The 18,798-nt window shown below is 53.5% G+C and carries 15 protein-coding genes; 11 read left to right on the top strand and 4 right to left on the bottom strand.

Going from position 1 to position 18,798, the window contains the following annotated elements; translation table 11 throughout:
- Window positions 1-56 precede the first annotated feature (56 nt).
- The 4 genes from recA to PLIM_RS13130 all read left to right on the top strand — a co-directional run bounded on the left by recA (window position 57) and on the right by PLIM_RS13130 (window position 6,723).
- Window positions 57-1,115 (top strand): recombinase RecA, encoded by a 1,059-nt coding sequence (gene recA, locus PLIM_RS13145; protein ID WP_013110809.1) that lies wholly within the window; start codon window positions 57-59, stop codon window positions 1,113-1,115.
- 77 nt (window positions 1,116-1,192) lie between these two features.
- Window positions 1,193-2,752 carry a trypsin-like peptidase domain-containing protein gene (locus tag PLIM_RS13140; RefSeq protein WP_013110808.1) on the top strand — a complete coding sequence of 520 codons (1,560 nt, stop codon included), beginning with the start codon at window positions 1,193-1,195 and terminating at the stop codon, window positions 2,750-2,752.
- Between the two features lie 157 nt (window positions 2,753-2,909).
- Window positions 2,910-5,522: an alanine--tRNA ligase gene (gene alaS / locus PLIM_RS13135; RefSeq protein WP_013110807.1), complete on the top strand. Its 2,613-nt coding sequence runs from the start codon at window positions 2,910-2,912 to the stop codon at window positions 5,520-5,522.
- A 235-nt stretch (window positions 5,523-5,757) separates the two neighbouring features.
- Complete coding sequence (locus PLIM_RS13130) at window positions 5,758-6,723, top strand: alkaline phosphatase family protein (RefSeq protein ID WP_013110806.1); 966 nt, start codon at window positions 5,758-5,760, stop codon at window positions 6,721-6,723.
- 163 nt (window positions 6,724-6,886) lie between these two features.
- Here PLIM_RS13130 and PLIM_RS13125 read toward each other — a convergent pair whose 3' ends face one another.
- The gene (locus PLIM_RS13125) at window positions 6,887-7,957 is read right to left on the bottom strand and encodes a DUF1559 domain-containing protein (RefSeq protein ID WP_013110805.1); all 1,071 of its coding nucleotides are present in this window, start codon (window positions 7,955-7,957) and stop codon (window positions 6,887-6,889) included.
- Between the two features lie 637 nt (window positions 7,958-8,594).
- The gene (locus PLIM_RS13115; RefSeq protein ID WP_013110804.1) at window positions 8,595-9,710 is read right to left on the bottom strand and encodes a dihydrodipicolinate synthase family protein; all 1,116 of its coding nucleotides are present in this window, start codon (window positions 9,708-9,710) and stop codon (window positions 8,595-8,597) included.
- 663 nt (window positions 9,711-10,373) lie between these two features.
- Here PLIM_RS13115 and PLIM_RS13110 point away from each other — a divergent pair.
- Together PLIM_RS13110 and PLIM_RS13105 are read left to right on the top strand one after the other, a co-directional pair.
- On the top strand, window positions 10,374-11,384 hold the full coding sequence (locus tag PLIM_RS13110) for a DUF1559 domain-containing protein (RefSeq protein ID WP_013110803.1): 1,011 nt from the start codon (window positions 10,374-10,376) through the stop codon (window positions 11,382-11,384).
- Window positions 11,385-11,596: 212 nt separating this feature from the next.
- On the top strand, window positions 11,597-11,959 hold the full coding sequence (locus PLIM_RS13105; protein WP_148227100.1) for a carboxypeptidase-like regulatory domain-containing protein: 363 nt from the start codon (window positions 11,597-11,599) through the stop codon (window positions 11,957-11,959).
- 45 nt (window positions 11,960-12,004) lie between these two features.
- Here PLIM_RS13105 and PLIM_RS13100 read toward each other — a convergent pair whose 3' ends face one another.
- Both PLIM_RS13100 and PLIM_RS13095 read right to left on the bottom strand, forming a co-directional pair.
- A complete protein-coding gene (locus PLIM_RS13100; protein ID WP_196349449.1) occupies window positions 12,005-12,814 on the bottom strand; it encodes a sensor histidine kinase in 810 nt (269 codons plus the stop codon).
- A 330-nt stretch (window positions 12,815-13,144) separates the two neighbouring features.
- Window positions 13,145-13,723: a response regulator gene (locus PLIM_RS13095; RefSeq protein ID WP_041403630.1), complete on the bottom strand. Its 579-nt coding sequence runs from the start codon at window positions 13,721-13,723 to the stop codon at window positions 13,145-13,147.
- A gap of 545 nt (window positions 13,724-14,268) precedes the next feature.
- On the opposite strand from PLIM_RS13095, the gene PLIM_RS13090 reads away from it, so the two are divergent.
- The 5 genes from PLIM_RS13090 to PLIM_RS13070 all read left to right on the top strand — a co-directional run bounded on the left by PLIM_RS13090 (window position 14,269) and on the right by PLIM_RS13070 (window position 18,769).
- Window positions 14,269-15,012, top strand: coding sequence for a hypothetical protein (locus PLIM_RS13090; RefSeq protein WP_013110799.1), 744 nt, complete (start codon window positions 14,269-14,271; stop codon window positions 15,010-15,012).
- A 206-nt stretch (window positions 15,013-15,218) separates the two neighbouring features.
- Window positions 15,219-16,214: a DUF1559 domain-containing protein gene (locus tag PLIM_RS13085; protein WP_013110798.1), complete on the top strand. Its 996-nt coding sequence runs from the start codon at window positions 15,219-15,221 to the stop codon at window positions 16,212-16,214.
- A gap of 118 nt (window positions 16,215-16,332) precedes the next feature.
- Entirely contained in the window at window positions 16,333-16,785 is a 453-nt protein-coding gene (locus PLIM_RS13080; RefSeq protein WP_148227099.1) for a hypothetical protein, read from the top strand.
- Between the two features lie 50 nt (window positions 16,786-16,835).
- Window positions 16,836-17,558, top strand: a complete 723-nt coding sequence (locus PLIM_RS13075) for an alpha/beta fold hydrolase (protein WP_013110796.1) — start codon at window positions 16,836-16,838, stop codon at window positions 17,556-17,558.
- 107 nt (window positions 17,559-17,665) lie between these two features.
- Window positions 17,666-18,769: a cis-3-hydroxy-L-proline dehydratase gene (locus PLIM_RS13070; RefSeq protein WP_013110795.1), complete on the top strand. Its 1,104-nt coding sequence runs from the start codon at window positions 17,666-17,668 to the stop codon at window positions 18,767-18,769.
- Window positions 18,770-18,798: the final 29 nt, after the last annotated feature.

Here is an 18,798-nt window from a genome sequence, read left to right as displayed (position 1 = left end):
GTGGCTGCGTACGGATTGTGATTGACCGGAAAAGATTTCAAAAAGGATGACTCAGGATGTCGCCGAAGGCCAAGCCAGACAAGAAATCTGCTGCAGAAGTTGAACGCGAGCATGTGAAGTTGCTCGATAACACACTGGGGCAGATCGAAAAGGCCTTTGGTCGCGGCTCGATCATGAAGTTGACCGATGCCGGCATGGATGTTGACGGGATTGGTTCCGGGGCGTTGTCGCTGGATTTGGCACTGGGTGGTAAAGGCTTTCCACGGGGCCGGATCGTTGAGATCTTCGGGCCCGAATCAAGCGGTAAAACCACGCTGGCCCTGCATTGCATTGCGAATTCACAGCGTGAGGGAGGGATTGCGGCCTTTATCGATGCTGAACATGCACTGGATCCTGCCTGGGCGAAAAAGCTGGGAGTGAATCTGGAAGAGTTACTGGTCAGCCAGCCTTCGACGGGAGAAGAAGCTCTGCAGATTGCCGAGATGCTGATCAAATCGAACGCTGTTGACGTCGTGGTGATTGACTCGGTCGCGGCGCTGGTTCCTAAAGCGGAACTGGAGGGCGAGATTGGCGATTCGCATGTGGGGCTGCAGGCCCGCATGATGAGCCAGGCCATGCGTAAGCTGACCGGGGTGATCTCCAAAGCTAAAACCGTAGTGATCTTTATCAATCAGATTCGTGAGAAGATCGGCGTGATGTTCGGCAGCCCGGAAACAACTCCTGGCGGGCGGGCTCTCAAGTTCTATTGCTCCGTCCGGGCTGATGTCCGGAGGCTGGCAACTTTGAAAGAGGGGGATGTCACGACCGGGATGCGCATGAAGGTCAAGATTGTCAAAAACAAAGTCGCACCCCCATTCCGTGTGGCTGAGTTTGACATGCTGAGTTCACAGGGAATCAGCTTTTCTGGCGATCTTCTTGATCTGGGGGTCGCTGCGCGGCTCGTTGAGCGAAGTGGTAGCTGGTTTACTTATGGCGAAGTCAAGCTCGGTCAGGGCCGGGATAAAGCCCGGATCTATCTGGAAGAGCATCCGGAGTTGATGGCCGAGATCAAGGCCAAGGTGCTGGAACTGCATGCCGCTGGTCAACACATTTCCACCTCTTCCAAGGGAGAGTGACTCCAAGTGAGAATCACCTGGAAGTGACTGGGATCCAGGGTGTTGGTTAGGGCTGGAGTTCTGCGGGAAATATTGTGATGTGGTCATGTGAGTCCACGCCGCCCGTCTTCAAAGCTGTTTACGCAGCAAGAGCATCGTTGCGCGGATTGCTGGTCGTGGTTCTCGCGTGTGGTGCTTGCTGCTCGACGACACTTCTGGCACAGGCTCCAGCTCTCCCTGTGGTCGCATTCGAAAAGACGGTTCAAGATCTGGTTGAGCGGAATCAAGGGGCGATTGTCAGCATTGCCCGGGTGCGTCCATCGGCGACGGAAATGATCATTGGCCCGGATCAGCGGGTAACCCGGCTGGATCCGCTCGACCCTGATTTTGTTCCCAATGAGTTTGCGAGCGGGATTCTGATTCGCGGGGCGAATCCTCAGGAACCTGTGGTGCTCACCTGTTATCACGCTGTGCGAAATGGACAGCGGTATGGGCAGCCTGTGAAAGGGGATCAATCGCGGCTGTTCGTCACATTTGCGGGACGTAAGGGTTGCTGGGCGACAGTTTTCGCAGCCGATCCTCGAAGTGACCTGGCTGTTCTTGCGCTTGATAGCGGTGCTTTGAGATCAGGTGATTTAAATCTCACACCGTTGGAATTAGGCCGAGCGGATGAGATGACCAAAGGGCAGTTTGTGCTGCTGTTGGGGAATCCGTATGCGATTGCACGCGATGGTTCAGCCAGTGTCACGATGGGCATGATTTCCAATATGACCCGTCGTCCGCCTCCAGATCCGCTGGTGGCTCGGGATGATTCCCGCAAAGCGAAGCCCACCATTCATTATTTTGGCACCCTTTGGCAGGTCGACGCACGACTTTCTTTGGGGATGAGTGGGGCAGCCGCTATCAACCTCAATGGGGAACTCGTGGGTATTGGAAGTTCGCTGGCCGCCTTGGATGGTTATGAGAAGTCGAGTGGTTTTGTTATTCCGTTTGATGCAGGCGTCCGGCGGATTGTGGAGTCGCTGATTCGCGGCGAGGAAGTGGAGTACGGATTTCTAGGCGTGAGCCTCAATCGAGCCCCAGTGGTCATACCCCGGATCATCGAAGGGTACCCGCGTGTGTTGTACGGTACTCAGGTAGAGATGGCTTACCCTTATTCACCGGCATGGAACGGTCGGATTGAGCCCGGGGATATCGTGCTGGAAATTGGAGGGGTGCATATCCTTCAAGGGGATGACCTCATGCGGGAAGTGGGTTTGAAGGCACCGGGAACAGTCGTTCCATTCAAGGTTTTACGTGGTCAGCAGGAATTGCAGCTTTCTATAAAACTCGGGAAGTGGCCCGTCGACTGGGAAGATCAGATTGTGGCGTCGGGGGCCAGGCGAGCTGCTTTGAGGGGATTAACAGTCGATTACTCGACGGGGCGATGGAAACTTTTGCCACAGCCCATTCGCTTTCTCCCGGGCGTGCTGGTGACGGAAATCGTGGCAGAGAGTGCCGGTAGTCGGGCGGGGCTCCATGTCGGGGACTTTATTGCGGAGGTCAATGGGCAACCCGTTGGGACTCCGGCAGAATTCACAACTTTGGTAACTGCGGCGACCGGCAAGCTCAAACTCACGCTGGCAGATGGTCGGCAAGTGACAGTGGAAGCCGAATAAGTGCCAAATTTGTGGAAATCGGCAAGCGTTGCGCGACAATTCGCGATGCTGAGGATGCACCGGTTTTGCCGATTGTGATAAGTTGTCAGGGAAAGGCATGAACTTGCATGCCCGGACGTTTCCTCAATCGCCTTGCAGGCACGGCAGCCGATCGAACATGAAGACAGATGAACTCCGCGAAAAGTATCTTGATTTCTTCGTCGGGAAGGGTTGTCTCCGTCGCCCTTCGGATGTGTTGGTTCCAAAAGATGATCCAACCGTTCTTTTCACACCTGCGGGGATGAATCAGTTCAAGAATCAGTTTCTTGGAATCGGGCCTCTCGATTTCACCAAGGCCACAACCTGCCAGAAGTGCCTGCGCACGGGTGATATCAGCAATGTCGGGGTGACGTCGTATCACCACACCTTCTTTGAAATGCTGGGGAATTTTTCGTTTGGAGATTACTTCAAGCGAGAAGCCATCCACTGGGCGTGGGAATTCCTGACGGACAAGAAGTGGCTGGGCCTGGAACCCTCGCGACTGACTGTCACCGCTTATCTGGACGACGATGAGGCGGTCGGTATCTGGCAGAACGAAATTGGCCTCGACTCGAAGCAGATTACCCGCGAAGACGAATATGAAAACTTCTGGCCTGCCGGTTCACCCACCAATGGCCCGGATGGTGTCTGCGGCCCTTGCAGTGAAATTTACTACACGCCACCCAGCGGCAAGAAAGTCGAAATCTGGAATCTCGTCTTCACGCAGTTCAATCGCGTGGGGGATCCTCCGAACAATTTGAGGCCATTACCTAAAAAGAATATCGACACCGGGATGGGCCTGGAGCGGACTGCAGCGGTCATGCAGGGCTTCGAGAGCAACTACGAGATCGATATTCTCCGGCCATTGTGTGACCGCGGCGGTGAGATCCTGGGGGTCAAGTATGACTTTGCCAGCCCTGTGGGCCGACCACTTCGCCGCATTGCCGATCATGTCCGTGCCTGTACGTTCGCCATCCATGAGGGCTGTGTCCCTGGCCCGGAGAAAGAAAACTACATCATTCGACTGCTTCTGCGGCGGGCTTCGATGGAAGGCTTCCTGTTAGGAAAACGAGAGCCATTCCTTTCGCAACTGGTGCCCATGATTGCTGAAGTCATGCGGAAGCCTTATCCCGAACTGCACCAGACGATTGAAGCCGTCTCGCATGTGATCGAGTCAGAAGAAAAGCAGTTTCTTGGTGTGGTGGAGCGTGGCCTGACCAAGTTCCGCAAGCTGGTCGATCAGGCCAGAAGTGCGAATCGAACTTCACTTTCTGGTGACGAAGCGTTTGATCTGCATCAGACTGACGGCTTCCTGATTGAGCTGACTGAGACGTTAGCCGCTCAAGAGGGTGTATCAGTCGATATGGCCCGCTTCAAAGAGTGCCGGGAAGAGGCCAAAAAGGCGAGCGGACGCGGAGCGTTTGCAGATTCTGTGATGTCGGAAGGGCCGATTGATGCCCTCAAAAAGAGTGGCGGGACAGAGTTCCTGGGCTATGAGGCCATCGAATCCAAGGCCACAATTCGCGGCATTATTGCAGATAAGAAACTGGCCGAAAGCTATTCCAGCCCACTGGTCACCATTGGGATCGTTCTCGACAAGACACCGTTCTATGGTGAATCGGGTGGTCAGGTCGGTGATACCGGTACTATTCGCACTGCCAGCGGTGAATTCACCGTTTACGATACTCAGAAGGATGGCGAACTCTTTGTCCACATTGGGCAACTCAAAGCGGGTTCGCTGAAGGTGGGAGAAGAAGTCACCGCCGGTGTCGATGCCCACCGTCGAGCCGCTATCCGCCGTGCTCACTCGGCCACACACATTCTGCATCATGCTTTGCGAACGACTTTGGGGGAAAACGCGACTCAGCGTGGTTCGAAGGTCGAAGGGGATCAGCTGCGTTTCGACTTTGCTCATCCGCGCAGCCTGACGAATGAAGAATTGATCTCGATTGAAGATCAGATCAACCAGTTGATTGCGGAAGGGGCTCCAATCAACACGCGCGTGATGCCCATTAATGAGGCCAAAAAACTGGGAGCGATGGCCCTCTTTGGTGAGAAGTATCCCGATTTTGTCCGCGTGGTTGAAATGGGAGATTTCAGTCGCGAATTCTGCGGCGGTACACATCTTTCGAACACCGGGCAGGTTGGTATCTGCCGCGTGGTGAAGGATGAACTGGTTGCTGCCGGTGTGCGCCGCATCAGTTGCGTCACAGGCCCTAAGGCGATTGCCCGTATGCGGGAATCCGAAAATCTCCTGCGGGAAGTGGGAATGCTGGTGAAAGCCACGACTGCTGAAGAGTTGCCACGCAAGGTCGCAGCGCTGCAGGATGAACTGCGCGTGGCGAAGAAGGAACTCTCTCAGTACGCCTCGCAATCACTCGCTGGTATGGCTGCCAAACTGGTGAATGATGCGCCGATGGTGGGCGACATCAAGGTGATTGTCCACCGTGCTGATGAGCTGGCCCGCGAGCAGCTCAAAGAACTGGTCGATCAGATTCGTGCTCAAGCGGGATCGGCAGCGGTTCTTGTGGGACAGGCGGTCGATGGTAAGGTTTCGTTGATTGCCGGCGCAACCAAAGACCTGGCCCAGCGGTTCAGTGCCAGCGATGCCGTCAAGGCGGCTGCCAAACTGGTTGGCGGCGGTGGAGGTGGTCGAGCCGAACTGGCCGAGGCCGGTGGCAAGATCCCGGAAAAACTCGATGAAGCTTTGCAGGAAGGTCTGGCATTCCTGAAGAATAAACTCGGCGGTTAGTGCTCCCCTTTGCTTAATTCATTGCAGGATTTCCAAGGGCTACCAGAGAACTTTCTGGTAGCCCTTCGCATTGGTATCAATGAAAGATCACTTCGGGCAAATGTCTATCTCATTTGATCAATGGCACCGAGGCAGTGCCTGGGTAAGCTGATTGACGAAACATCGAGACCATTTCGGTTTCGGGAGATCGTGTCAGCTAAATCAGGTGCCGTTGGTTCTTTGGGAGAAGAGATGCATGTCAAAGAGAAGTCGAAAGTTTTTCGCAGGTTGGGGCGGCGTGTTGCTGGCGGTGATCTGTTTGGCTGTGTTGGCAAGCGATACTTCGGGTGCTGAAGCCAAACCCGTTCGCAAAGTCTTGATGATCGGGATCGATGGCTGCCGACCGGATGCGATCGAGGCGGCCCATACGCCCCATCTGGATCGTTTGGTCAAGCAGGGATTGTACTGCGAAAACACCGATATTCTGGCCAGTCGCGAAACCAAAGGAGATACCGTCAGTGGGCCGGGTTGGTCGAATCTATTGACGGGTGTCTGGCCTGATAAACATGGAGTGGTCGATAACTCCTTTAAGGGATCGAGTTATATGGAGTACCCTCACTTTTTTGCCCGAGTGAAAGAGGCCCGGCCTGAGTTGAAAACAGCGTCGTTCAGCAGTTGGCCACCGATTGCTGAAAAGATTCTGTCCCACTCCGATGAGACGATCAACGCGAAGGCTCAACATGCCCAGGATTATTTGGTCGCTGATGACGAACTCTCGACTGCAGCTGCGAAGTGTATTCGTGCAGGAAAATCAGATGTCGTCGTTTGCTACTTTGGCCAAGTCGATGAAACAGGGCATGGAAATGGGTTTCATCCCACTGTGAAGAAGTACGTCGAGTCGATTGAGCGCGTCGATGGATATATCGGTCGATTGTTAGCAGCGATTGACGAAAGGCAAAAGACATCTCAAGAAGCCTGGTTGATTCTTGTCTGTACGGATCATGGTGGCTCGGGGACGAATCATGGTGGTGGCCGGGAAAAGCCTGAGATTCGCCACGTTTTCATCATTGCCAGTGGGACAGAGGTGAAGGCCGGAAAAACGAGTGAACCGACCTATCAGGTGGATATTGTCGCTACCGCTCTGGACTACCTGGGGATTGTCCCTCAGGCGAGCTGGAAGCTGGATGGCCAATCTGTTCTTGATCTGAAGCGATCCGAATAGTCGTCAGCAAATGAAGCCAGGTGGTGTCCTTCGAGGGGGAAACCACCTGGCCAAGCCCGGACATCATGGTCATGCCGGGAATATCGATCTTGCTGGAACTGATCACATTAGAAAATCAGACTTGCCAAAGCAGGCATGTTTTTCGTTGATCAGACCATGGGTTTTAGAACTCGCCCACTTGTTCGCCATCCGCACGGCTGAGCAGGCGGCGGACGGTCTGGACGTCAATGTTCTCGGAGATGAATTTCACGCTGCCATCGCCGAGCAGGGCATGGACACCACCGGTGTGGAGGCTGAATGGCTCATCGTTGGGCCCGCAGTTGTTGGAACTCCAGGGACATGCTGTTCCACCACCATTGGGCGTTTTGTTGTTGTTGATGACGGCAATTGGAGCTGTTGCGCTGTAAGCCGGCGATGTGCTGGCTGGATCGCGAAGTGGGGAACCGGAGACACCACTCCCTGAATCTGGATCAGCCCAGCGATTGGGGCATGTGTTCGAAGTTCCGGGCATGGCGGCTGCGACGACGCCTTGCTGTGTCAGCGGAGTACCTGCGACGGGGCCGAAAAGAGCACCGGCGGTGTAAGAGCCTGTGACGACAGTCGTTTTGCCCGAATCTTCGATGATGGCAATGGTGTTGGTCAAACCATCGGTTGTGTCACTTAGCCGGTTGAAGAATCCCAGAACGGAGTCACGATCCCAGGTCGTGTTGAGCTTAGCGCGTTCGCCTGTCGTACCGTTGAGGTCGGTGTAGGCGACAGGCATGTAATCTGTCTGGCCGAAGTTCTGTGGATCGACCGGTGTGTTGGCATTTGAAGGGCACAGGAAGGCATTGATCTTGGCCTGTGCAGCCAGAGCATTGCCCGTCGATGTGCCGGCAACAAAGCCATTCGAGTAGTGGAAATTGAAGTTGAACTGGTTGTAGAGCGGTGCCTGATCGATGTATGGCAGAATCTGCACAAAGGTCGATGTGGGTGTGAACGTTCGGTAGTACGTTCCACCACGGCGATCGGTGAATTCACCAGCACTTGGAAAACGACTGAAGGTGGATTCGTAGTTGTGGAGTGCCAGCCCCATCTGCTTGAGGTTGTTACGGCACTGTGTCCGCCGGGCTGCTTCACGGGCCTGTTGAACGGCTGGTAACAGCAGTGCAATCAGGATCGCGATAATGGCGATCACGACGAGAAGTTCAATCAAAGTAAAGCCGCGACGTTGAGCCGCATTCAAACGAAGCATTTCAGAATCCTGACCTGCGAAAGTGTGGGCCAATCGTTTGCAGGCGAACATCACTGCAACATCACGGACTGGCGAGCGTCAGGCGAAATCTTCCTTGTGAATATGAATAAAAAGTTAAGGAAATGTGTGAAAATGGAGAGTGCTGTTTATATTTGTTAAGATGCATTAGCTAACGATGTTGTAAATCTATTCTGATGAATGGTTTATGAATTGTTAATAATGTTGTTCTTAATATTGTTGCTCTTGGTTCTTCATCGGGAATCTAACGGAAAGTTAATTTTACTTTTTGAGAAACAGGACACTCGCGAATTTTTGTCGTGTCTTCGTATGTCGAAACGATCTCATACCAATGAGAATGCCATGGGCACTCTTCCGCTGAAAAGAGGACCCATGGCACAGGTGAATGGCAGGATTTTCTTGGAAGAGAACTCGAACAAATCCCCGGTGAGGTGAGTTCTCTGAGACTTCCAGAGGGCATGCATAAGAGTCAGTCGAGCTGCTGATGTCTGATTGATCCAGCAAGCATGTGACGTTCTCAAATCATGAGAGATTCTCCGTTGCGGGCAGGTGTTCCAACCTGACTGAAGCAGTCAAACTGGCCAGATTCCGAGATCTATATTTCTGACGGAAAAAGTTTCTAGCGTGGTCGTCCGAGTTCAGTCAGAACCGTTTGGACGATCTGTGTGAGTTGATCTTCCGTCAGTGGTGTTGGAACCGGTGGAGTGTCTGCCTTGCCGGATGGTGATGATGTGAGCGGAGTACTGCCGAAGGTGAGTGCTGCCGGCGCCATTTTGGGGTCGCAACCGGAGTGAGGAGCATTGGTCAGGCCGTGCCGGGCGAGCAGGCACTGCAGAGTGTCGGCCAGTTTCGACAGTTCGGTCTGTTGCTCGGCAGTGAGAGGTTGACGACCAGCGCCAGTTTCGAAGCCTCTCAAGCGTACGCCGAGTCGAAAGCCATCGGGGAATTCGGCGGCACCGATCATGGCGTCGAACAAAGTGATCAACTCGAATTGGATTTCACGGGCCTGGTGATACTGACCCAGTTCACAGAGATCGAACAGCTTGCGGGTGATCTCTGGAACAACGCCTGAGCTGGCATTGGTACCACCATCGCAACCCATGAGCAGCATGGGAACAAGAGACGCATCCCAGCCCGTGAGAAAACTGAAATCGGGGCGATGTGGCCGGATCGCTTGAATCATGCGGGCCATGTGTGGCAAGTCGCCGGAAGAATCCTTGATGCCCACAATTTTGGGACAGTCGAAAGCCAGGCGTTCGACGGTCGGTACGTCAATCGGGCTGGCAAACAAAGGAATGTTATAGAGAGTCACATCGATGGGCGTGTTGTCGGCAATCTCTTTGAAATACGCGTAAACCGCCCGCGGACTCAGCTTGTAATAGAAGGGGGAAACAATGGCGACAGCCGTTGCACCCATGTCGTAGTACGTTTCACAGGCACGGATCGTTTCCCGCGTATTGGCTTCAGCTGCACCGGCTAATACGGGGACACGGCCGCGCACCTGATCCAGAATGATCCGCATAATTTCGCGGCGTTCATCGGCGGTAAACCTGAGGAATTCTCCCGTCGAACCGTTGGGGTAGAGTCCATGAACACCATGGGCAATCAGCCAATCCACATAGCGGCGAAGTTCTGATTCATGGATCCGCCCCTGATTATCCAGCGGCACAATGTTTGGGGTCAGAATTCCACGGAGCTTCTGGCTGGAGGACTTGGGGTTCGTACTCAATTGCATCGATTCCTGGATATTGAGCCGTGAATTCAGGTCTGCGACATGAGAAGTCTTATCGACCGCCAATCATATCGTTGTCGACAAAAGCAATCACATGGACATATTTTTATTCGCTTGCGTATTGTCACGCAAATGATCAGTATGACTAAAGCTTTTCAGTTCTGCGCTCGAACTGCAAAGCTTTCAGAGTTTGATTCGAAGTGACATGACGTCAGGCATCACAGATTGTCGGCCAGTCAGGGGCTTGCTCCGAATGGCAAGATGACTTGGCACTTTGAGTTTTGGAAAACTTTGGCAGGCGAATCGCCTGGATCCGCAGACTCAACGCATCAAACATGATGCAGTCACCAGTGCGTTGGATTCATGATGTGCAACTGATCTACCGATGCTCAAAGTGTTTGTTTTTTGCTTTCATCTCATATGTCAATTCGTATGGCGTTCGCCACAAGTCGCGCCGAGTGATGAGTTCGCTTCAGTATTGCGATTGATCAATCAAAAATTGGGTCAGCTCAGTTATTGATTTCGATCACAGAAGATTTCACATCTGCAAACCGTCAGCAATCAGTTCGCTTCCAGGTTGTAATCCATTTTCATATCTCATGACTGTCCCGGGCTTTCTGCCCAGTTTTCTCGATGTTCTTTCGAGCTTTTCTCAGGAGTTTATTCATGTCAGAAAGACGAACTTCAAATCGCTCTGCCGGGTTCACGCTGATTGAACTGCTGGTGGTGATTGCCATTATCGCGATTCTGATTGCGCTGCTGCTCCCCGCTGTTCAGCAGGCGCGGGAAGCGGCTCGGCGGACTCAGTGCAGAAACAACCTCAAGCAACTGGGGATCGCGATGCACAACTATCACGATACTTACAACACGCTACCACCAGCGTACGTGCAGGCCACAGTCGCCGATAACAAAGGGCATTGGGCCTGGTCTGCATTTCTGCTCCCTTACATCGATCAGACACCTCTGTTCAACACGCTCAACGTGAATGGACAACTTCCCAGTGCCGCCATTCAGGCAAACCTGGGTGCCATGCAGAATCAGCTGGCGGCTTTTGATTGCCCTTCGGATAACGGGCCGAGAGTGCATGATCCAGCTCTCGATCCCGGTTATGCCATTGAAGATGCCACCACCACGACCAATCGAGGTCTGGCACTGAGCAATTATGTGGCCTCGAACAGTACATCGGCACCAAGGCAGGCAGGTCGTGCTGGGACGGATGGTACGCAAGGGGCCACGGGAGCTTTTTTCCGCAATAGCCGAACAAACTTCTCGAATATCACGGATGGAAGCAGCAATACGATTCTTGTGGGCGAGCGGGCCTGGCTTTCCGGTGCACAGCGGATGAGTGCGGGAACGCTCTATGCTGTTCGCGACGCCAATGCGGGGGGGCCTGCTGCACAGGATGTAAATCCCGGCTGGAATCAGGGGATCATGACAATCGTAGGGACCTCGAAATGGGGCATTAATCCCGTTCTCACAGGGCCCAATACTGAAACATCCGCCAGCTATAGCAGCCAGCATACGGGCGGAGCACACTTCCTCATGGGAGATGGAGCCGTCAAGTTCCTCTCTCAAAACATCTTCAATATCGGTGAAACCGTTGCACCTGCCCCCATCAACAGCACCTTCGAAGCCCTGGTCGGGATTGCCGATGGATTTGTGATTGGCGACTATTAGTGGTGTCCACTTTTGTGGATTTTCTGAGCAGTGGATGATTCAAGCCCACTCGGGCCTTGGACAACTGGGTCAACAATCGAGGTGTTGAGACGACTATGTGGGTATTCGCATTACGGAGTTGGGTCGGACAGATCAGTCCGGCCCGGTTCCCAACAGTGGTGTTCTCTGTTGTGGCCATCCTGAGTTCAATGTCCTGTGGCTGTGGCAGCAGCGTGAGTGATCTGCCTCCTCTCGGCAAGGTTTCCGGAGTGGTGACGCTCGATGGCAAACCGCTGGCCAATGCGCGAGTTCAGTTTCAGCCGCCAGACAGTCGAGCCTCGGAAGGGATGACCGACGAGAACGGGGCCTACACTCTGAGATTCGATCTTACAAACTATGGCGCTAAAGTGGGGCCGCATGTGGTTTCCGTTACCACGCGTACGGATGGCTATGCCAAACCTCCTCAAAATGGTCAAGAGGGTGAGTGGGTCAAAGGACAGCCCGAATCTGTCCCAGCCAAGTACCTGAAACCCGGGGCACTCACTGCGGAGGTAAAAGCGGGGAGCAACACGATCAACTTTGAACTCAAGAACTGATCGGGTGCGATGATCGAGGTCATTGCCAGGTGGTTGACGGAATGATCATGGTTCCATCGGTTCTTCGACGGGTATCGTAATGGTGATGCTCGTCGGGCCTTCTGGCTGAGAGTCGATGGCAATCGTTCCGTGATGCTGACGGACGATCTGCCATACTTTGCACAGGCCAAACCCAATTCCACGACCCGCTTGCCGACCCGAGTAGAAAGGATCGAAAGCGTGCTGCTGATCCAGCGCTGAGAAGCCGCGCCCGGTATCAGCGACGATCAGTTGGAGTTGTGGTAAGCCATCTGTTATTCGGGAAAGATAGACTCGGATCACGCCACCATTTTCTTTCATCGCCTGGCGGGCATTTCGCAGGAGTTCTGCCACGACAATGGAGAGTTGGTGTCGATCGATAAACGCCAGGAACTTTCCAGTTTCGCTGTGCCCTTCAGGAGTGGTTTCCAGAAGCTCACTGGTGAATTCGAGTTCGCAGCCAGCAATCTGAATCTCCGGTTTTTGTTTAAGGCAGACAGTTTCAACAAGTTGCTTCACATCGACAAGAGCGCGCTGTGGTGCAGGGGGCCGTGCAAAGAGCATCAGGTCGCCAATCATGTCCCGAATACGCAGTGTCTGCGACATGATCGTTTCGAGATGTTTGCGACGATCCGGGTGCGATTCACCAGGGAGCAGCAGTTGCACTCGCCCGAGGATCGTTGCCAGAGGGTTGTTGATCTCGTGACCGGCACCGGCGGCAAACTCGGCCAAGGCCTCGAGGCGTGATGCATCCGGCGACCAGGAGTTCTCAGAGAGAGAGGCATTGCTGCTGGTTGCGGTATCGATGGGAAGAGTTGGCTGATCCTCGTCATTCATGGCCGAGGCCTTCTCTGGAACCGCATGTTCAACAGTATTCTCGGGGTGTTTTCCAGTGAGTGCCCAAGGCGTTTCAAACAGGACGCATGCAATAAATCTAGTAGGGTGCATGGAGTCTGCGGAATGCACCAGCATTGAGACTTTCCCCAGCACTGGAGAAACAATACGAGTGCAAAGGCTTACACCCAGCGACAAGCCCTGTCAGTCAACTCGATGACTGCTAGTACGTTCGATAAATCAAACCAGAATGAGTTGGGGCATTCCGTCGGAACTTCATGCACCCTACCCAAAAGGTTTTGCTTTGAGGTTGATAACCCCAAAGTTCCTCGTTTAGTTGTCAGAGGGCTCGACATCGAGCAGGCGGCACATCCGATCGACCAACGTTTCGACTTCGAAAGGCTTCTGCAGGAACTCGTTGGCACCGGATTTCTTCAGATCGTCAATCTTGTCGGCTTCCACCATCCCGCTGATGCAGATGATGCGCACATCATCGAGAGCTGGATCATTGCGCACCCGCTGACAGACTTCCTTGCCATTGATATCCGGAAGCATCACGTCGAGCACGATGATATCCGGGCGGTACTCTTTGACCATCATCCCAGCATCAAAGCCATTGTTGGCGACTCGCACTTCAAACCTGCCATCGGCTTCGAGGGCATCGCGAATCAGTTCGACGAGTTCGACATCGTCATCCACCACGAGAGCCTTGCGGCGGCCACTTTCTAGGGCATCCGTCGGAATGCCATTCTCTTTCATGAAGCGATAGAGAATATCGCGGGGGATCCGCCGGAATCGTGATCCCGGAACTCGAAAACCTTTGAGCTGACCCGAATCGAAACAGCGGATAATGGTCTGCTGGCTGACCTTGCAGATCTTGGCCGCCTCGCCTGTGGTGAAAACCGTTTTCATGACAAACGTCCATCCTTTGAAGCGGCTCCGCACACCCTGTCGATGAGCGGAACACTGGACTGTGACCTCTTCGCTCTCCGTAGTCGAAGAGGTGGCAATTCCCTGCCGAATGCCGCCAAGTCCGCGAATTGCGTCATCAGCGGCAAACCCCAAACCTGCCGAAAACCCCGAGGTGTGCAACAATGGTAACATTGCAGCAAGTTTTCGGGTTCTCACGAGTGTGATTAATTTACCGATCCTGCCGACTTGGCCGATTGTAGCCATTCTCTGCCATTGGTCAATGTTTGTTGGCTTGGGAAGTTTGCCTTGGTCAAGAGGTTTGCGGAATTCGCATTGTTTCAGCAGTTTTGGCCATCTTCACAATCTTCGGCTAGATTTCTTTGGCGTGAGCCTGAGCACTCAAAACGGGAGAACGATTTTAATCTTCCATAGAAGATTCCTCGTATGGCCGACAGGGTTTTAGAGTGCTCAGATTCTCTGGCATTTAGCAGGCAAAGCCAGTTTCCAGGCAAAACCAGTTTCACTTTCGAGGAAGTTGAGGGGGCATGGCTGCGGGAACCGGAGTGACACAGAAGAAACGTAAAAAAGTCACGCTCGATGTCTGGGTCGACGAGCAACTTCAGGAAGCGATGCTCTGGGCCGGAGGAGGGCTTGTCCTTGGCCTGTTCGTCGCCAGTTTCCTCACACTCTTCTATTGGAACATGATCTGGCCGATTCTGGTCATGCGATTCCAGTGGGCCATTGCTCCGGGCTGGTTTGCCGAAGTGGCGACAGGGATTTTTCTCCTGTTGGGGGTGATCTATTACTTGGTAAGTTGGAGTTCTCTTCAGAATTTGGGGACGACTCAGGCCTTCCAGTTTGGACAGTGGACGGGTTTGTCATTCTTGTCGATGGGTGTTCCGAGGGTGACTTTTGGCCATTCGTTCGACCTGCTTTCAACGGCCAAAATCTTTCTGATGTTCCTGCTCATCGGGCCAGCGTCGTGGCATCTGGTCTTCTTCGCCATTCAGCGCATGCTGCTCATTCGAAGGGCGAACCGTGAGCGATTGACCGCTGCTCTCCGAAAGCTGCTCGAGAGCGAACGCAGGATCTCTGTCTCTGCGGCACTGGGCGTTCATGCTCCCCAGGAGATGCGCATAGCGCTCGCTGAATTGAGCTTGTTTCACGGCATCAACTTTATCGAAGCCCCTCCAGCCGGTCTGGTGATGTCAGATTCTCTGAAAGATGAAATCATCGCCAGTTGCAAATCCGGCGACAAGAAATCTGTGGAAAGAAAGTCCACAACATAATTCCTGCTGATGACTTACCGTGAACTGATCTCTGCCTGAACTGCTCTGGGGAAATCCTGAGATGAGCAGGCGAACTTCCTTGGTGAAGCAAGATTTTAAAGATCGCTGATTGACTCATAAACATTCTCTTGTGTACGCTATGTAAAGTTTTCCTATCCCAGTTCCTGTCTTGTTAAAAACTTCTTCTCTTCTGACTGGAGGCACGCATGTCGCGTCGTGGTTTCACATTGATTGAATTGCTGGTGGTGATTGCGATCATCGCCATTCTGATTGCCCTGTTGCTGCCGGCAGTCCAGCAGGCACGCGAAGCGGCACGCCGCACACAGTGCCGGAACAATCTCAAGCAGATTGGCCTGGCGATTCACAACTACCACGACACCTACAGCACTTTCCCGATTGGCTGTCGTCGTGATGCAAACGGTGGCTGGGGGATGACGTGGTGGGTGGGTTTACTGCCAGGGCTTGATCAGGGGCCGCTGTTCAATTCGTTGGATATGAATGCCAGCAGTTCCGGTTTTGGTGGAGGCGGAAATAGTACACGCATCCAGAATGCCACTATTGCTGCTCAGCTTTGTCCCTCGAGTGCCATGGCACAACCGACTGACTGGCAAAAACGAGCGACGTACATTGGTATTGCCGGTGCGACCAGCACTGCCGCATTTACAGAAAGCCGTCTGAATACAACAGCGGCAGATTGTTGCAGCGATCGCGGAGCTTCTGGGAACGGATCCCTCAGTTCTGGTGGAATGATGCTCGTTAATGATGTGACGCGAATGAGAGATGCCAGCGATGGAACATCCAACATCATTATGGTCGGGGAATCCGGAGGATCTTTAGTCACTGCAACTTATCAAGCTGCGATACAAGCACAGCACGCACACACAATTACGGGCAATCGTGTGTTTCTAGGCGGTTCAGGCCCCCATTCCTGGACGATGGGAACAAGTGGTGGTGGGCAACGCCCAGGTCAGCGTACGTTCAATCTCACGACTGTCCGTTATGCGCCGAATACACAAAACTATGATCAGCCTGGCATCAATGTAAACTTCGGCCCGAACAACCCGCTTACATCGGCACATACGGGTGGTGTCCACTGTCTATTCGGCGATGGTCACGTGGGCTTCATCAGCGACAACATCAATCTCGACACGCTCCGGCATGCCTGCATTCGAGATGATGGCCAGACCATTGGTGAACTCTAAGAGTCTCTCGAACGTCTCACTCAGCAGCCGCTTGACTCACCTCGTCAGGCGGCTGTTTTTCTCTCCCCGCTGTCTGAATGCCGGCTCGCTTGTCGCTGGTCAATACCTGGAACTTGAAATGAACAGAACTCTGTTTTCTCACTGCACCGGATTCTGCCTCAGTCTGTCGATGCTCGTCGCGGCATTAGGCTGCGGATCATCCGTTCCCCAGATTGGCGGTGTTTCGGGCACGACGTCTGCCGCTGGCAAGGCTCTTCCCGAAGGAACCATTCTGACATTTTCGGCTGTCGATCGTGATGATGCCTTCGTAACGCGCGTGAAAGCCGATGGGACTTACGCCTACACACCACCCGGCGGTGCGAAAGTCATCCCCGGCAAGTACAAAGTGGTTGTGGCACCTCCCGGCCAACGGATCATTGAAAAGGATGGCGTCTCGATGGTCGATCCGACTGATAAAGCCACTTACCCTGAGATTACTGCGAAGTATAAAAGCAAAGAATCCACACCGCTGGAAGTTGAAGTCGGAGCATCGGCCACGAAGTTTAATATTGAGCTTGAAGCTGCTAAATAAACCTTTGTTGTTGAAGAGAGGTCGATGATGGCTGGCAGGAGGAGTCGTGAATGAAACTGCTCCTCATGCCTGGCATGGATGGTACAGGTGAACTCTTTACGCCGTTGCTGAGTCATTTGCACAACGATATCGAAGCCGTCGTCTTCAGATATCCGTTCGATCCCCGGATGGGTTATCCGGAACTGCTGACTTTCGTGAAACAACAACTCCCCGAAGATGAGCCTTACGTCGTTCTGGGGGAGTCCTTTTCCGGGCCATTGGCCATCCAGTTGGCTGCCACCAGTCCTGCGGGGCTTTGTGGCGTCATTCTGTGTGCCAGCTTTTTGACCTCACCTGTGCGATGGGTTCCCCGGTGGGCTGCATCGAGGGTTTCTTCATGGTGGTTTTCCCATCCATTCCGAACACCACTGGCAATAATGTTTCTGGCAAATGGAGCAGAGGCCGACTCGCGGCATTGGATTCGAACCGTTTTGGATCAGGTTCCAGCAGACATTCTGGCTGCCAGGTTACGAGCAGTCCTGCGGGTTGATGTGCGGCCTGAACTGCAGAATGTTTCCGTGCCGATTCATTACCTTCAGGCGACACAGGATCGACTGGTCCCTGCATCCTGTTTATCGATCATTCAGAAGTTAATGCCGAAGGTGACGTTCAGCCAAATTGCAGGGCCGCACCTGTTGCTGCAGACTCAGCCGGCAGAAGCGGCCCGGCTCATTTGTGCAAAAAGTCTTTCCTGGCAAGGGACTCCGACAAATCTGCAAACTCATGCCGATTGATTCTTGTGCAGAAGGCCTGCCAATCCGTATGGTGTCCGTCAATGAAATGTTGTGTTCAATAACACAAATTCTCCCGGCCATGACGGCACCACCACGGAACATTCCTCATGATCATCACCCGGATTTTTGCCCATCGTGTTGAGCTTCCTTTGTGTGAAGGGAGCTATCACTGGTCGGGTGGCAAGTCGGTTTCGGTTTTTGACAGCACACTCGTGGGAGTGGAGACCGATACCGGCCATGTCGGCTATGGCGAAGTCTGTCCGCTGGGGCCGTTCTATCTGCCGGCGTATGCGGACGGTGTCAGGGCAGGGCTTAAGGAACTAGGGCCGCACCTGTTGGGTTGGGACCCCCGGGAGATTTCCCAGCTCAATGAACGCATGGATGCCGCCCTTAAAGGGCATGCTTATGTGAAATCCGGGATTGATATTGCCTGCTGGGATTTATTGGGGAAGTGCACTGGTTTGCCAGTTTGCACACTTCTTGGTGGGCGCTATGGCGAAAAAATCCGGCTCTATCGAGCGATCTCTCAGGAAGCTCCGGAAGTCATGGCCCGCAAGGTCGCGGCCTACAAGACCGATGGCTACACCCGCTTTCAACTCAAGGTGGGCGGGAACCCGGATACCGATATTGAACGGATTCGCGCAGTTCGAGCTATGCTCGATAGCGATGATCGTCTGGTGGCTGATGCGAATACTGGCTGGTCACAGCATGAGGCGATTCGCGTCGTGCGGGCCGTACGTGATCTGGATGTTTATATCGAACAGCCTTGTCTGACTTATGAAGAATGCCTCGCTGTCCGCAGGGCGACGGATCATCCCTTTATTCTCGATGAGAATATCGACTCTTTGAGTATGTTCATGCGGGCGAAGGCCGATCTGGCGATGGATGCGGTCAATCTGAAAATCAGTAAGCTGGGTGGGCTGACAAGAACACGACAGATTCGCGATTTATGTGTTTCGCTGGGAATTGCCATGACGCTGGAAGACAGTTGGGGTGGCGATATCACCACGGCTGCCATTGCACATCTGGCTCATAGCACACCCGAGCACTATCGCTTTACAAGTACCGATTTTAACAGCTATGTCACGGTCAGTAATGCCGACGGTGCACCGATGCGTGTGGATGGTTACATGCAGGCGAGTGAAGCGCCTGGTCTGGGGATCGCACCAAAGTTTGATGTCTGGGGGCCACGCCTGGTCGATGTGTTTTAATTCAATCCATGTCGCAATCGTGTGAATCG

Origin of the sequence: Planctopirus limnophila DSM 3776 (assembly GCF_000092105.1) — a bacterium.
GTDB classification, from domain to species: domain Bacteria; phylum Planctomycetota; class Planctomycetia; order Planctomycetales; family Planctomycetaceae; genus Planctopirus; species Planctopirus limnophila.
The sequence above is the reverse complement of the archived record's forward strand: the minus strand, read 5'-3'. Positions and strand labels throughout refer to the sequence as shown.